This is a genomic window from Cryobacterium aureum, from assembly GCF_002954245.1.
GTDB lineage: Bacteria > Actinomycetota > Actinomycetes > Actinomycetales > Microbacteriaceae > Cryobacterium > Cryobacterium aureum.
Genome location: NZ_PPTG01000048.1, coordinates 259,092 through 274,574, shown reverse-complemented (window position 1 = coordinate 274,574; position 15,483 = coordinate 259,092). Strand labels below are relative to the sequence as shown.

10 protein-coding genes are annotated in these 15,483 nt (G+C 66.7%); 5 read left to right on the top strand and 5 right to left on the bottom strand.

The features are described from left to right. Positions 1-3 precede the first annotated feature (3 nt). The gene (locus CJ028_RS18135; protein WP_240607462.1) at positions 4-3,003 is read right to left on the bottom strand and encodes an Rne/Rng family ribonuclease; all 3,000 of its coding nucleotides are present in this window, start codon (positions 3,001-3,003) and stop codon (positions 4-6) included. 349 nt (positions 3,004-3,352) lie between these two features. Here CJ028_RS18135 and CJ028_RS18130 point away from each other — a divergent pair, with 349 nt between their 5' ends. After that, positions 3,353-3,952 carry a vitamin K epoxide reductase family protein gene (locus CJ028_RS18130; protein WP_105036593.1) on the top strand — a complete coding sequence of 200 codons (600 nt, stop codon included), beginning with the start codon at positions 3,353-3,355 and terminating at the stop codon, positions 3,950-3,952. Between the two features lie 57 nt (positions 3,953-4,009). Here CJ028_RS18130 and ndk read toward each other — a convergent pair whose 3' ends face one another. The 4 genes from ndk to ileS form a co-directional block, all read right to left on the bottom strand. Continuing rightward, positions 4,010-4,432: a nucleoside-diphosphate kinase gene (gene ndk, locus CJ028_RS18125; RefSeq protein WP_105036592.1), complete on the bottom strand. Its 423-nt coding sequence runs from the start codon at positions 4,430-4,432 to the stop codon at positions 4,010-4,012. Further along, positions 4,433-4,951, bottom strand: a complete 519-nt coding sequence (locus CJ028_RS18120) for a DUF4233 domain-containing protein (RefSeq protein ID WP_105036591.1) — start codon at positions 4,949-4,951, stop codon at positions 4,433-4,435. Then, on the bottom strand, positions 4,948-6,318 hold the full coding sequence (locus tag CJ028_RS18115; RefSeq protein ID WP_105036935.1) for a bifunctional folylpolyglutamate synthase/dihydrofolate synthase: 1,371 nt from the start codon (positions 6,316-6,318) through the stop codon (positions 4,948-4,950). The genes CJ028_RS18120 and CJ028_RS18115 overlap by 4 nt, the downstream gene beginning before the upstream one ends. 85 nt (positions 6,319-6,403) lie before the next feature. Beyond that, the gene (ileS, locus tag CJ028_RS18110; RefSeq protein WP_439099063.1) at positions 6,404-9,820 is read right to left on the bottom strand and encodes an isoleucine--tRNA ligase; all 3,417 of its coding nucleotides are present in this window, start codon (positions 9,818-9,820) and stop codon (positions 6,404-6,406) included. Between the two features lie 391 nt (positions 9,821-10,211). Between ileS and CJ028_RS18105 the strand changes: the two genes are divergently transcribed. The 4 genes from CJ028_RS18105 to CJ028_RS18090 are packed head-to-tail and all read left to right on the top strand — an operon-like array spanning position 10,212 to position 15,419. After that, positions 10,212-11,870: an ABC transporter substrate-binding protein gene (locus tag CJ028_RS18105; RefSeq protein ID WP_105036933.1), complete on the top strand. Its 1,659-nt coding sequence runs from the start codon at positions 10,212-10,214 to the stop codon at positions 11,868-11,870. Beyond that, on the top strand, positions 11,855-12,880 hold the full coding sequence (locus CJ028_RS18100) for an ABC transporter permease (RefSeq protein WP_439099059.1): 1,026 nt from the start codon (positions 11,855-11,857) through the stop codon (positions 12,878-12,880). Before CJ028_RS18105 ends, CJ028_RS18100 begins: the two co-directional genes overlap by 16 nt. Beyond that, positions 12,877-13,773: an ABC transporter permease gene (locus tag CJ028_RS18095; RefSeq protein ID WP_439099058.1), complete on the top strand. Its 897-nt coding sequence runs from the start codon at positions 12,877-12,879 to the stop codon at positions 13,771-13,773. Before CJ028_RS18100 ends, CJ028_RS18095 begins: the two co-directional genes overlap by 4 nt. Further along, a complete protein-coding gene (locus CJ028_RS18090; RefSeq protein WP_105036589.1) occupies positions 13,770-15,419 on the top strand; it encodes a dipeptide ABC transporter ATP-binding protein in 1,650 nt (549 codons plus the stop codon). Before CJ028_RS18095 ends, CJ028_RS18090 begins: the two co-directional genes overlap by 4 nt. Positions 15,420-15,483: the final 64 nt, after the last annotated feature.

The following is a 15,483-nucleotide window of genomic DNA, read 5'->3' as shown; positions in this document are numbered from 1 at the left end:
GGCCTAGTCGCCGTGTGGCGGCTGGCTGGGTGCCGATGCGGAGGTGGCCGTGCCGGTCGCGGTCAAAATGGCCTGGCCGGTGGAACCGCCTGCGGTCGTGACGCGGCGGCTGCGCGCGCGTCCCTGGCCGGGCAGTTTCGGTTCCGGCAGCGAGTCGAGCACGGAATCCAGCAGCTGGTCGGTGACCTGCTTGCTGGGGCGCCGAGCGGTACGCGTGGACTTCTTCACCGGAATGTCCAGGATATCGACGGACTCCGACGTGTCGTTCGCGGGCGCCTGCACGGCCGGTGCTCCGGCCGCGAGGGTACTGCGGCCACCGCGGGTGCGTGGTGCGGCGTCCGTTGCTGCCGGGGTGAGGACCTGCTCAACAACCGGGGTAGCGGATGCCGCCGGCTCGGCCGTCGGCGTGTCGGTCGGCTGCGCGTTGGCCTGCTCCGCGTTGGCCTGCTCCGTGCCGGCCTGCTCCGTGCCGGCCTGCTCCGTGCCGGCCTGTTCCGTGCCGGCCTGTTCCGTGCCGGCCTGACGGGCGCGGGCCTGCTCGGACCGCGACTTCTGCGGGCGACCATTCTGGCCACGAGACCGCGATTGGCGGCCTCGTGAACGCTCGGCGGTCGCCGGTTCGGCCTGATCGGTGCCTGCCGGTTCGGTCGTGGCTTGCTCGGTCGTGGACTGCTCGGTCGTGGACTGCTCGGTCGTGGACTGCTCGGTGCTGGTGTGTTCAGTGCCGGCCTGCTGGGCGCTGTTCTGCTCAGCGCTGTTCTGCTCAGCGCTGGCCGACTCGGTGTTGGCCTGCGCGCTGGTGGCCTGCGCCCTGTTTGCCGGGTCGGAGGCGACCCGCGCGGCCGTCGCTGCGTCAGCATCCGCTGCCCGACCTTCGGCCGGAATGATCGCAATCGAGCCGGTGCGGGTGATGGTGCGGGCGGCGATCAGCGCGAGGGCCTGCTTGGCGTCCTCGGTGATGCCGTGAGTACCCTGGCCGCTCTTGGGCGCTTCGGATCCCCCGTCACGTTGACCGGAGTTGTGGGCGTTCTCCCGGTTACTGCCGGAGCCGCCATTGTTGGAGGCGTTACTTCCGCCACCGTTGCTGGTGACAGTGGCGCCCTTGGCACGCGGGCGGCGTTCCTGCGGCGGCTGCGCGGTCTGACGGTGCTTGATGACCGGGTCGTGGTGCACGATGATGCCGCGGCCGGCGCAGGCCTCACAGTTTTCGCTGAACGATTCCAGCAGGCCGAGGCCTAGCTTCTTGCGGGTCATCTGCACCAGTCCGAGCGAGGTGACCTCGGCCACCTGGTGCTTGGTGCGGTCGCGGCTCAGGCACTCGATCAGGCGACGCGACACGAGGTCGCGGTTGGTCTCGAGCACCATGTCGATGAAGTCGACCACGATGATGCCGCCGATGTCGCGCAGGCGCAGCTGGCGCACAATTTCTTCGGCCGCTTCGAGGTTGTTCTTGGTGACGGTCTCTTCGAGGTTGCCGCCGCTGCCGACGAACTTGCCGGTGTTGACGTCGACGACGGTCATGGCCTCTGTACGGTCGATCACGAGGGATCCACCGGACGGCAGCCAAACCTTACGGTCGAGGGCCTTCTCGATCTGCTCCGAGATGCGGAACTCGTCAAACGCGTCGACCTCGCCCTCGTAGGTTTCCACGCGCTCGAGCAGGTCGGGAGCGACCTGGCTGAGATAGGTCTCGATCGTGGCGCGCACGTCGGGGCCAGCCACGACCATCCGCTGGAAATCTTCGTTGAAGACGTCGCGCACGATTTTGACCAGCAGGTCGGGCTCGCTGTGCAGCTCGGCGGGCGCTTGAGCCGATTCGACCTGCTCAGTGATGTGTGCCCACTGCTCACGCAGTCGGTTGACGTCGACGGTGAGCTGCTCGTCGGTGGCACCCTCGGCGGCGGTGCGCACGATGACGCCCACGTTGTCGGGCAGAACCTCCTTGAGGATCTTCTTCAGACGGGCACGCTCGGTGTCCGGCAGCTTGCGGCTGATGCCGTTCATCGAACCGTTCGGCACGTAGACCAGGTAGCGGCCGGGCAGGGACACTTGACTGGTGAGGCGGGCTCCCTTGTGCCCGATCGGGTCCTTGGTCACCTGCACGAGCACCTTGTCGCCGGGCTTGAGCGCGAGCTCGATACGGCGAGCCTGGTTGCTGCTGCCGGAGTTCTCGGCGGCGGCGTCCCAGTCGACCTCACCGGAGTAGAGCACGGCGTTGCGGCCTCGTCCGATGTCGACGAAGGCGGCTTCCATGCTCGGGAGCACGTTCTGCACCCGGCCGAGGTAGACGTTGCCGATAAGCGAGGCGTCCTGGTTCTTGGCCACATAGTGCTCGACCAGCACGCCGTCTTCGAGCACGCCGATCTGAATCTTGTTGTGCTTGGCCCGCACGACCATGAGACGGTCGACGGACTCGCGGCGGGCGAGAAACTCAGCCTCCGTGATGACCGGGCGACGGCGCCCGGCATCGCGGCCGTCGCGGCGGCGCTGCTTCTTTGCTTCGAGCCTTGTGGACCCCTTGATGCGCTGGGGTTCGGTGATGAGTTCGGGTTCGCGCGGGGCGCGTACCTTGACGACCGTGTTGGCGGGGTCATCGGTGCCTGAGCGGTTCTCGTCGCCGGTGCGACGACGGGCACGACGACGAACCGTCGTGGTCTCTTCTTCGTCGTCGTCATCGTCCTGCTGCGACGAGCGGATGCCGGTGCGAACCGGCATCGGCAGGATCTCCGGCGCCTGGAACAGCAGGGAGAAGGACGGGCGCACGGGAGCTGCAACATTGTCGTCGGCGGCGAGATCGGGCGTGACGTCGGTCATCTGCTGCGCTCCGGTGACGTTGTTGTACTCCGCGATGGTGATCTTGGCGGGCTCAGGCTCAGCGGCAACCGGCACTGTGGGTGCCTCGGCCGCTGGGGCGGCGGTCGACCGGGTGACCGGCGCCTTCCGGGTTGATTTGCGAGTGCCGAACAGGCTCTTGCGTTTCTTGTTTTCGTTGTCTTCCACCATCACTGGTGCGCTCCTTGACCGCTGTGGATGACCGCGCCACCCACCGGTTACTCTCTCGTGCGAGGTTGTCACCTTCGTGAAAACCCCGCGAATTTTTTACTGCGGCAACCGGCTTTGCCCCGCGTTGGTGCTCGGGGACTGTGCTCTGGCTGCAAATACTTCGGGTCGTGGGACCCTAATTCTGGGCGACTGTTGCCCAGGCAAGCTCTGTACTCGTTAAGCACTGTACTCATTAAGCTCTGTGCTCATTAAGCTCTGTGGCGTCTGCTTGAGCGCGGCTCAACGACTACCACTGATTATCGCATGTAATCGGACAAAGCCACGCCGCACGAGTGGCATAATCACAAGAGTGCCAACGACAGAGCGTTCTCAGCGTCCAACCGGCCTGGCTATTTTCCTGATCATCGCCGGGGTCATCGCGTTTGCAGCGGCATTCGCCCTCACGCTCGACAAGCTCCACCTGCTGGAAGACGAGAACGCTCAACTGAGCTGCAGCTTCAGCGTTCTCATCGGCTGCGCGACCAATCTCGCCTCCCCGCAGGGCGCCATCTTCGGCTTTCCGAACCCGCTGATCGGACTCGCCGCCTGGAGTGTGGTCATCACGATTGGCATGGCCATTCTGGCCGGGGCCCGATTCGCGCGCTGGTTCTGGGTGGGACTCAACATCGGCATGCTCGGCGCGATCACATTCGTGATCTGGCTGATTGGCCAGAGCATTTTCGTGCTCGACGTGCTGTGCCCGTGGTGCATGGTGACCTGGGCGGTGACCATTCCGGCATTTCTGGCCGTGACCCTCTACAACTTCACGGTGGGCAACCTGCCGGGCGGGGCATCCGTTCGCCGGTTCGCGCGAGCCGCCTATTCCTGGGTCTTCGTCATCACGATCGTCTGCTACATCGTGTTCTTCATCGTGGCGCAGGTCAACATGGACGTGCTGAACCGCCTCTAGCCGCAAACCAGAAAGGCCCCGCCTCGACAACGAGACGGGGCCATTAAGCAGCGCTGGCTAGTCGAACCAGAGGGCGAGCTCGCGCGCGGCGGATTCGGGCGAATCGGAGCCGTGCACGAGGTTCTGCTGAACCTTGGAACCCCAGTCACGACCGAGGTCTCCGCGGATGGTGCCGGGAGCCGCAGTGGTGGGGTCGGTGGTGCCGGCCAGAGCTCGGAAACCCTCGATGACGCGATTGCCGGCGACGCGGAAGGCGACGATGGGGCCGCTTTCCATGAATTCGACGAGGGGTTCGTAGAAGGGCTTGCCCTCGTGCTCAGCGTAGTGAGCGGCGAGGAGCGTGCGGTCGGGTTCGACGAGCTTCAGGTCGACCAGGGAGTAGCCCTTGGCCTCGATGCGGCGCAAAATCTCACCGGTCAGGTTACGGGCAACGCCGTCGGGCTTGACCAGGACGAGGGTCTCTTCGATCGGGGTGTTCATTCAAATCTCCTTGGGTTGATCGGTATGCGTGTTGTCTATTCGGGAGCCGGTGATCATGCAGTAGGTCCACATGGCGGCAAACAGGGCGCCGACGAAGAACATGGCCGGGGTGACGAACCCGGTGGCGATAATGATCGCCTGCAGCGCCCAGCCGACCGGGTAGGACCAGCGAAAGCGCAGCAGTCCGATCAGGCCGACCATGGCCAGGACGAGCAGCACGCCGCCGATGATGACGGCAAGCGGCGAGACCGGGCCGGGCCGGGTCGCGACCGACACGAGGCCGAGGGTCACGACGGCGCCCAGGAACACGACGATCGTCTCGAAGCCGAGCAAAATGGTGGCGAGCGACCGTTTCACCGAGCGCGGACCCGACGCCCGGCGAAACCGGCCTGTGCCAGACGTGCCGGCGCCAGGGGTGTCAGTGCCGGAGTTGCCTGCGCCGGAGTCGTCAGCGCCGGAGTTGCCTGCGCCTGAGCTGTCAGCGCCGGACTCGTCGGCGGCATCGGCGGCGAGGCTCACTTTTCCATCCACTCACCGGCGGCGGCGAGGGTGATCGCTTCGCCGACGAGCACGATCGAGCCGGTGACCAGTACGGCCCGCTTCGGGGCCTCGGCGGCCCACTCGCGGGCGCTGTCAAGCGCTGCCGCCAGATCGTCGAACCGGAAGGCGACCTCGTCGCTGGTCCACTCGGCGATGTTGTCGGCGAGGTCGTCCATGCGAACGGCACGCTCCGAGTGCGGTTCGGTGACATAGAAACGATCGACCTGCGGCGCCAAGGCGGCGATGATGCCTTTGGCGTCCTTGTCGGCGAGAATTCCGACGACCACCGCGATCTCGTCGAAGTCGAAGTATGCCTCGAGCGCAGCGGCGAGGGCCGTAGCTCCGTGCGGGTTGTGCGCGGCGTCCACGAGCACCGTCGGTTCGATGCCGACGAGCTGCAGGCGGCCAGGCGAGGTCGCCGTGGCGAGGCCCTCGGCGAGCAGGTCACCGACCAGGGCTTGGCTGCCAGCGCCCAGGAACGATTCAACGGCGGCAATGGCCACCGCAGCGTTTTGCGCCTGGTGGGTGCCGTAGAGCGGCAGGAACAGGTCAGTGTAGGTACCGGCCAGTCCGCGCACCGAGATGACCTGGCCGCCGACGGCGACGGTGCTCGAGAGCAGTTCGAAACCCTCGTTCTCGTGAACCAGCGTCGATTCGCTCAGTTCTGCCGCGCGATCCAGCTCGGCCCGCACGTCGGCGCTTTGCGCCGCGGAGACAACGGATGCCGCCGGCTTGATGATGCCGCTCTTGGTGCGGGCGATCTCGGCGACGGTGTTGCCGAGGCGCAGGGTGTGATCGAGCGCGATCGGGGTGAACACGGCGACCTGGCCGTCGGCGACGTTGGTGGAATCCCATTCGCCGCCCATACCGACCTCGATCACGGCCACGTCCACCGGCGCGTCAGCGAAGCAGGCGAAGGCGAGAACGGTGAGGGCTTCGAAGAAGGTCAGCGGCACCTCGCCGGCGGCTTCGAGCTCCTGGTCGACGAGCTGCAGATATGGCTTGATGTCGGCCCAGTTGGCGGCCAGAATCTGGTCGCTGATCGGTTCGCCGTCGATAACAATGCGCTCGTTGAGTCGTACCAGGTGCGGACTGGTCAGCAGGCCGGTGCGCAGGCCGTAGGCGCGCACAATGCTCTCGACCAGACGGCTCGTGCTGGTCTTGCCGTTGGTTCCGGCCACGTGGATGATCGGGTACGAACTCTGCGGATCGCCGAGAAAGTCCAGGGCGCGACGGGTGGGCGCGAGACGCGGCTGCGGCTGGGCCTCCCCCACCCGCTGCAGTAACTCGGCGAAGACGGCGTCCCCCGCTTCACGGAAGGCGTCAAGGGGTGCCGGCTGGTTCATCGGCTCGTCGTCGTCGCCGCGACCGGTGATGTTCTTCCAGTCAGTGCTGTCGTCGGCGGGTGTGCCGTCGGTGGGGTTATCGGGCTCAGACAAGGATTGCTCCGTTCACGCGTGCGACGGCCACGATGACGGCGCCCAGATTGACATAGTGGTCGGCTTCAAAACGTACATAGTGTTCGACCGGCGCGCCGACCCGAGCTTCCAGCCACTCCGACGGCAACTCGGCAGAGAATTCACCGGTTGACGGACGGTGGGTGGTGAAACTCGTGGCGAGGGTTTCTGCAGCGACATCGACGCCCGGGGCGAGGTCGAGGGAGTCGGCATCCGCTTCGCTCTGAAACACCAGATCGAGACGGATGCGGTCGCTCACCTGAAAACCGGCCGACTTGCGGGTGTCCTGCACGGCCCGAATCAGGTCGCGGGCGAACCCCTCGGCCTCGAGTTCGCGCGTTGTGCTCGTGGCGAGCAGCGTAAATCCGCCGCCGGGCAGCAGCGCCAGGGCAGCTCCGCCGTCCTCGGCGTTGTTGTTGGCCTCGAGGGTCAACTCGTATTCGCTCGGCTCGAGGGCGATGCCGCCGGCCGTGACAACGCCGTCGGTCTCGCTCCAGTCGCCGGCGCGGGCGGCCTTGATGACCTGCTGCACCTGCTTGCCGAGGCGGGGCCCAGCAGCCCGGGCGTTCACGACGAGCTTGCTCGTGACACCGTAGGCGGCGGCGCTGTCATCTTCGAGCTCGATCAGAGTGACCGTTTTCACGTTGAGTTCGTCGCGGAGGATGCCGACGAACTCCGCGAGGCCCGCGGTATTGCCGGTGACGACGGTGAGGTTGGTCAGCGGCAGGCGCACCCGCAGGCCGGCCTGCTTGCGCAGTGACAAAACGGTGCTGCTGATCAGACGCACCTGGTCCATCGCCGTGACGAGTTCGTCGTCGGCGGGGAACAGGGCGGCGTCCGGCCAGTCTTCGAGGTGCACGCTGCGGCCGCCGGTGAGTCCCTGCCAGACGCGCTCTGTAACGAGCGGCAGCAGCGGAGCGGTCACCCGACAGACGGTTTCGAGCACGGTGTACAGGGTGTCGAAGGCTTCGTGGGCGGTGGCCCCCGCGGCGGCTCCGCCCCAGAATCGGTCGCGCGACCGGCGCACGTACCAGTTGGTGAGCAGATCGGCGAAGTCCCGGAGGCGCGCTGCGGCGACCGTGCTGTCGAGTGCATCGAGGTCGCTCGTGACGCCGACGATCAGGTCGCGGGTCTTGGCCAGCAGGTAGCGATCGAGCACGTCGGTCGAGTCGGTGCGCCAGGTGGCCTCATAACCCTGGGCACCGTCAGCACCCGAGGCGTTCGCATACAACGTGAAGAAGTAGTACGTGCTCCACAGCGGCAGCATGACCTGGCGGGAGCCCTCGCGAATGCCCTCCTCCGTGACGACGAGGTTGCCGCCGCGCAGCACCGGCGAGCTCATCAGGAACCAGCGCATGGCGTCGGCGCCGTCACGGTCGAAGACCTCGTTGACGTCGGGGTAATTGCGCAGCGACTTCGACATCTTCTGGCCGTCGTTGCCGAGCACGATGCCGTGGCTGACCACGTTCTTGAAGGCCGGCCGATCGAACAGGGCGGTGGAGAGCACGTGCAGCAGGTAGAACCAGCCGCGGGTCTGCCCGATGTACTCCACGATGAAGTCAGCCGGGTTGTGCGCTTCGAACCATTCCCGGTTCTCGAACGGGTAGTGCACCTGCGCGAACGGCATCGAGCCGGAGTCGAACCAGACGTCGAGCACGTCGGTGATGCGGCGCATGGTGGACTGACCGGTGGGGTCGTCCGGGTTCGGGCGGGTCAGTTCGTCGATGTACGGGCGGTGCAGGTCGGTCGGGCGCACCCCGAAATCGGCCGCCAACTCGTCGAGCGAGCCGTAGACATCCGTTCGGGGGTAATCGGGATTGTCGCTCTTCCAGACCGGGATCGGCGACCCCCAGTAGCGGTTGCGGCTGATCGACCAGTCGCGGGCGTTGCCGATCCACTTGCCGAACTGGCCGTCCTTGACGTTCTCCGGAACCCAGTTCACCTCTTGGTTGAGCTCGACCATGCGCGGGCGAAAGTCGGTGACGCGCACGAACCAGCTCGAGACGGCCTTGTAGATGAGCGGGTTACGGCAGCGCCAGCAGTGCGGGTAGGAGTGCTCGTAGCTGGCCTGGCGGATGAGCCGACCGTTGGCCTTGAGCAGCGCGGTGAGCGGCTTGTTGGCGTCGCTCCAGAGCTGGCCGGCCACTTCGGGAATGTCGCTGAGAAACTTTCCACCATCGTCGAGCGAGAGAATAACCGGGATACCAGCGGCCTCACAGACCTTCTGGTCCTCCTCGCCGTAGGCGGGAGCCTGGTGCACGATGCCGGTTCCGTCGATCGTGGTGACGTAGTCGGCTACGACAATGCGCCAGGCGTTCTGGGTGCCCCAGACCGACTCATCGGCGTAGTAGTCGAACAGGCGGTCGTAGCTGACGCCCTCGAGGTCGCGTCCCAGCACCGTGCGCGATACGGCAGCGGATGCCTCGGCAGCGCTCTCATAGCCCAGGTCCTTGGCATAGTTGCCGACCAGGTCGGTGGCGATCAGGTATTCGGCGCCAAGCACCGTTGCAGTGGAGTCGGCACCTTCGCGCAGCACCTCGGCGTCCGGCGTGCCGTTCGGGCCGGCCGGCACGACGGCGTAGACGATGTCTGGGCCCACGGCCAGCGCCATGTTGCTCGGCAGGGTCCACGGGGTGGTGGTCCAGGCCAGGGCGCGCACGGCGGTGAGGCCGAGCGTCTCGGCCCTGGTGCCGATCAGCGGAAAGGTAACCGTGACGGTCTGGTCCTGGCGCATCTTGTAGACGTCGTCGTCCATGCGCAGTTCGTGGTTAGACAGCGGGGTCTGGTCGCGCCAGCAGTACGGCAGCACCCGGTAGCCCTCGTAGGCGAGGCCCTTGGTGTGCAGCTGCTTGAAGGCCCAGATCACCGATTCCATGAATGTGATATCGAGGGTCTTGTAATCGTTCTCGAAATCCACCCAGCGGGCCTGGCGTGTAACGTACTCTTCCCAGTCCTTGGTGTACTCGAGCACCGACTCCCGGGCGACGGCGTTGAACGCGGCGAGGCCCATCTCTTCGATCTGGCTCTTGTCGGTGATGCCGAGCTTGCGCTCAGCCTCCAGCTCGGCCGGCAGACCGTGGGTGTCCCAACCGAACCGACGGTGCACCTGCTTGCCGCGCATGGTCTGAAACCGGGGGAACAGGTCTTTGGCGTACCCGGTGAGCAGGTGACCGTAGTGCGGCAGTCCGTTGGCGAACGGCGGGCCGTCGTAGAAGGTCCACTCTTCGGCGCCGGCGCGTGCGTCGATCGACGCCTGGAAGGTGTCGTCGTTCTTCCAGAATTCCAGCACCTCGGATTCGAGGGCTGGGAAGTTGGGCGACGGAACGATGGCTGCGCCGGGCGCGTGCTCGCCACTGTCGTTCTGGGCGTTGCGACTCTTGGGGTACAAAATGCTTCTCCTACCGGGACGGGTCACTGGGGCCCTGTTCCACGAGGACGAACGATCCTGAAGAGATCGCCGCGGTACCACCTCGCTTGCCACCCGCAACTGCCGGATGACCGCTTGTTCACAGGCTGTAACGGGCCCGACGCGTTCGGTTCTACTGAGATGCCTGCCCGGGGACTGACCTCTGTTCTTCCGAAGACTTCCCGGTGATGGCCGGGTCACTGTCATTCGTATTAATCGTACCGGATGAATGGTCACGCCTGATATGTCGGCATAAAACGGATGCGCGTAATAGTTGTCCCCCGTTAGCCCGAGGTAGCCTAACGTTGAAGGGTGCCCGCAAGGCATACCTGTGAACGCAAACTCGGCGCGCACCCGCCGGGAAAAGAGATTCTTCATGCCCCTTCGGCACCCCTCCCGCACCCGTCGTCTGCTCGCCGCCACCACCGGGATCGTAGCCCTGGGCCTGCTCGTGGCCGGCTGCACCCCAGCCACGTCAAACAAACCGGTCGGGGAACCCAAGACCGGCGGCACGCTCACCTATGCGTCGGGCGACGCCGAACCGACCTGCCTCGACCCGCACGTCGGCGGCAACTTTCCCCAGGCGCTGGTCAGCGCCCAATACCTGGAATCGCTCGTCTCCCGCGACAGCGCCGGCCAGATCATCCCCTGGCTGGCCGAGTCTTGGACGCCAAGCGACGACGGCCTGACCTGGGATTTCACCCTGCGCTCTGACGTGACCTTCACCGACGGCACCGTGTTCGACGCGAGCGCCGTGCAGGCCAACATCGCCCACCTTCAAGACCCGACGACGTTGTCGTCGACCGGGTATCTCGCGCTCGGTAAGGTCACCGGCACCGAGGCGGTCTCCCCAACCGTTGTGCGCTTCACCTTGAGTGAACCGGACAGCGCCCTGCTGGAGTCGCTCTCGCAGACCTGGCTCGCCATGGAATCGCCGACCGCGCTCAAGCGCAGCCAGGACGAGAACTGCGCCGCGCCGGTGGGAACCGGCCCGTTCCTCGTGGAGAGCTGGGTGAAGCAGAACGCGATCACGCTCGTGCGCAATGACGACTACGTCTCCCCGCCAGCGGATGCCGACCACGCCGGCCCCGCCTACCTCGACGAGGTCATCTGGCGGTTCATCCCCGACTCGGCCTCCCGCTATGCCGCCCTGCAGTCCGGCGAGGTCGACGTGATCGACAACGCCCAGCCCGACACCATTGTGCAGGCCGAGCAGAGCGATTCGATCGAGCATCTCGACTCTCCGCGCCCCGGCTCATCCAACCGTATCGAACTGAACTCGGGTCAGGCCCCCTTCGACGATGTGCGTGTTCGTGAGGCGTTCATCCACTCGGCCAACGTCGACGACGCCGTGTCGAGCCTGTTCCAGGGCACCGCCACTCGGTCGTATTCGGCCCTGTCGAGTGTAGAGAGCACCGCCGTCTCAAACCCCGCCTTGTTCGACTACGACCCAACCGCCGCCGCCACGCTGCTCGACGCGGCCGGTTGGAGCGAAACGGATGCCGACGGCTACCGCGTCAAAGACGGCGTGCGCCTCTCGGTGGAATTCCCGGTGAGCACCAACCAGTCCATCCCAGCCGAGCAGAGCGTGTTCGAACAGATTCAAGCCACTGCGAAGGAGACCGGTTTTGAGGTGAAGCTGGCCCCGATGGATCTCTCCAGTTGGTACGCCGCCCTCGCCAGCAACGACTACAACGCGGTGAGCGCGCCGTACACCAAGGTCGGCCCCGATGTGCTGCGCATTCTGTACCACTCCGACAGCATTGTGCCGGCGCCGAGCGGGTACTTCGCCAACCTTGCCCAAGTGAACGACCCCGCCATCGATGAGCTGCTGACGACGGCCGCACGCACCGCGGATGCCGCCGAGCGCGCCAGCCTATACGCCGACGCCCAGAACCGCATTCTGGAGGGGTTCTACATTTTGCCGCTCTACGACCAGCAGAACCACTTCCTGCTGCGCAGCGACGTGGTGGGACTGCGCACCCTGCCGACAGTGGCCGTGCCCACGCTTTACGACGCGTGGCTGAACCGCTAGCGCCGCAGGCGGAGCCGGTTCGTCCGGCCCCTGGCAGCGCCCCCGGTCGACGCCGGGCCGTGTTTCGGGTGCCCGTGCTGCAACTGCTCCGGCGCGTGCTCACCCGCCTGGCCGGAGCGGTCTTTGTGCTGTGGATGGTGGCATCCGTCACCTTCTTTGCGGTGCGCCTCATTCCGGGCGACCCGGCCCAGGCCGTGCTCGGCGGCCCCGGATCGCAGGCCTCCCCCGAAGCCCTCGCCGCGGTCAACGCCCAGTACGGCTTCGACCAGCCCGTAATCAGGCAGTATTTCTCGCAACTCGGCCGCCTCGCAACCGGCGACCTGGGCCGGTCGTACGCCCTTAACCTGGACGTCGGACCGCTCCTACTAAGCCAACTCGGCGGCACATTATTGCTCGCCGTAGTCGCCCTGGCCCTGGCCTGGCTGCTCGCCCTTGCCCTGGCCACCTGGTCCACCCGAAGCGGCAGGATCGCCTCCCGGGTGGGGTCGGCCCTGGAAATCGTCGCGGCAGCGCTGCCGCATTTCTGGCTGGCAACCTCGCTCATCGTCGTGTTCAGCATCTGGCTCGGCGTCCTGCCGCCGATCAGCACCGGCGGCACCCTCGGCCTGGTGCTGCCGGTGCTTACCCTGGCCATCCCCCTCGCCGGGTTTCTCGGCCAGATCATGCGCGAATCACTGCTCCGCGCCCTGGAGAGCCCGTTCGTGCTCTCGGCCCGCGCCCGCGGTGAGAACGAGCGAGGCGTGCGCTGGATCCACGCGCTGCGCCATGCGTCGTTGCCAGCGATCAGCCTCTCCGGCTGGGCCTTCGGCTCGTTGATCAGCGGCGCGGTCGTGGTCGAGACCATCTTCGCTCGCCCCGGCCTCGGCCGCACCCTGCTGAACGCGGTCACACTGCGTGACGTTCCGGTGGTGATCGGCGTGGTGATGATCGTCGCGGTCGCCTACATTCTCATGACGCTGCTGACGGACGCCGTCAGTCGCCTGGTCGATCCCCGATTGCGCCTCTCGTGAGCGACCTGGAGGTACAGGCTGAACTCGCCGCGCAGGCCGGCCAGCCCGACCGGTCGGGAATTTCTGGCCGCCCACGACGCTTCGGCGTCGCGGAGACGGCAGCCGGCGTGCTCGCGCTGTTCCTGCTGACATCCGCCGTGATGCCGCAGCTTCTCGCCCCCGGCGACCCGCTCGCAATCGACCCACTCTCGGCCTTTGCGCCCCCCTCCGGCGCGCACGGCTTCGGCACCGACGAGTCAGGCCGAGACATCTACACCCGGGTCGTGCACGGCACCCAGTACTCCCTCGTGATCGGCGCCGCCGCCACCGCGATCGGATTGGGGCTCGGCATCGTGCTCGGCACCCTGGCCGGAATGCTCGGACGCGTCGTCGACTTCACCGTGAACCGGTTTCTCGAGGTACTGTTCGCCTTTCCCGGACTGCTCCTGGCCCTGCTGTTCATCCTGATCTTCGGCCCCGGCGTGGCGACCGCCACGATCGCCGTCGGGCTCTCGACCGCGCCCGGGTATGCCCGCATCATTCGGGCCCAGCTCATCTCGGTGCGCTCTGCGGCCTTCGTCGAGGCCGCGACCGTGCTCGGCCGCACCCGCTGGCAGATTTTGCTGCGCCACATTCTGCCGAACACCCTCGCTCCCCTGTTCGTGCTCGCGACCCTCGGCATTGGCCAGGCCATTGTCTGGGCTGCAACGCTCAGCTACCTCGGCCTCGGCGCCGAACCGCCGACCGCTGAATGGGGCGCCATGCTCTCGGCCGGGCGCACCTACATCACATCGGCCTGGTGGATGAGCTTCTTTCCCGGCCTGTTCATCGTGCTCACCGCAGTGACCGCCACTGTTCTCGGCCGCAGCATCGACCGCCGGCTGCGACACGTATCAGTGCCTGGGCACGCATGAACGAGCCCGCTGCGGCGTTGTCTGTACGCAATCTCCTGGTCGGATTCGGCGCCGCCGCGCCGGTTGTTCGCGGCGTATCCTTCGATATCGTTCCGGGCGAATGCCTCGCCATCGTCGGCGAATCCGGCTCGGGTAAGAGCGTGACCGCTCGCAGCCTGCTGGGTCTGGCCGGAGCAAACGCTCGGGTCAGCGCCGACTGGCTCGACCTCGGCGGCCACAGCGTGCTCGGCCTGACCGAGCACGCCTGGCAGGCCCGTCGCGGCCGCGACGTGGGACTGGTGTTGCAGGACGCCCTGGTCTCGCTTGATCCGCTGCGACCGATCGGCCGGGAAATCGCCGACTCCCTGCGCCTGCACACCAGTCTCGGAGCCGCCGCTCGGGCACGGCGGGTGCTCGAACTGCTCGACGCCGTCGGGTTGCCGCACCCCGAGTTGCAGGTACAGAAGCTCTCCGGGCAGCTCTCCGGCGGCGAACGACAACGCGCCCTGATCGCTGCGGCGATCGCTCTGAATCCGCCGCTGCTCATCGCCGACGAGCCGACGACGGCCCTCGACGTGACCGTGCAGGCCCAGATTCTGGCGCTGCTCGAGCAGATCACCGGTGGCGGCACCGCCGTTCTGCTGATTAGTCACGACCTTGCGGTGGTCAGCCGCATCGCGCACCGAGTGGCCGTCATGCATGACGGTGAGCTCGTGGAGACCGGCCGCACGACGCAGGTATTGGGGTCGCCCGAGCAGGAGCAGACCCGGCGCATGGTTGCGGCAATCCCGGCAGACAAACCTCGCGGCACCCGGCTGAGCGAGGCCGACACGCCCAACACGCCGAGCCTTCCCAGCACAAGGATTGACTCCAGCACTGAGAAAACCCCCGACGGCACCATCGTGCTCGAAGCCATCGGCCTGTCCAAGAGTTTTCGACGCCCCGACGGTACCCGGCAGCTCGCGGTCGATGACGTCTCCTTCGCTCTACGCCGCGGCAGCACCCTCGGAATCGTGGGCGAATCCGGCTCGGGCAAGACCACAACGGCGCGACTTCTGCTCGCGCTCATGGCGCCGGATCGCGGCGAGGTTCGGGTGTTCGGCCAGCCGTGGACGACGGCCACCGAGAAGACGCGGCGCGGGCTGCGCGCCGGCGTTGGGGCGATCTACCAGGATGCCCTCGGCTCGTTCGATCCGCGCTGGAGCGTCGCCGAGATCCTCAGTGATGCCCTGGGCCTTGGCCGACAGCGCCGCGCGCCGCAGACGACGGCGCGACTGACCAGCCTGCTCGACGAGGTCGGCCTCGCCGCCACGGTGCTGCCCCGACGCCCGCTCGAGCTCTCCGGCGGGCAGCGGCAGCGGGTCGGCATCGCCCGCGCCCTGGCCGGGAAGCCCCAACTTCTGATCTGCGACGAACCCGTCTCCTCGCTCGACGTGACCGTGCAGGCTCAGGTGCTCGATCTGCTCGACGACGTGCAGCGGGAGCGCGGGCTCAGCCTCATCTTCATCTCGCACGACCTCGGTGTCGTGGCGCACGTCAGCGATCAGATCGCGGTCATGCGTGCGGGACGCATCGTGGAGCTCGGCCCGGCGGCGCGCGTGTTTGCCGAGCCGCAGCATCCGTATTCGGTGGAGCTGCTCGCCGCCGTGCCCCGCCTATCGGTCTGACCCTACGCCGACAAGCCGCACCGGAAGCCCCCGTTCGGGGAAAAAGAACCGATCAGGTAGATTA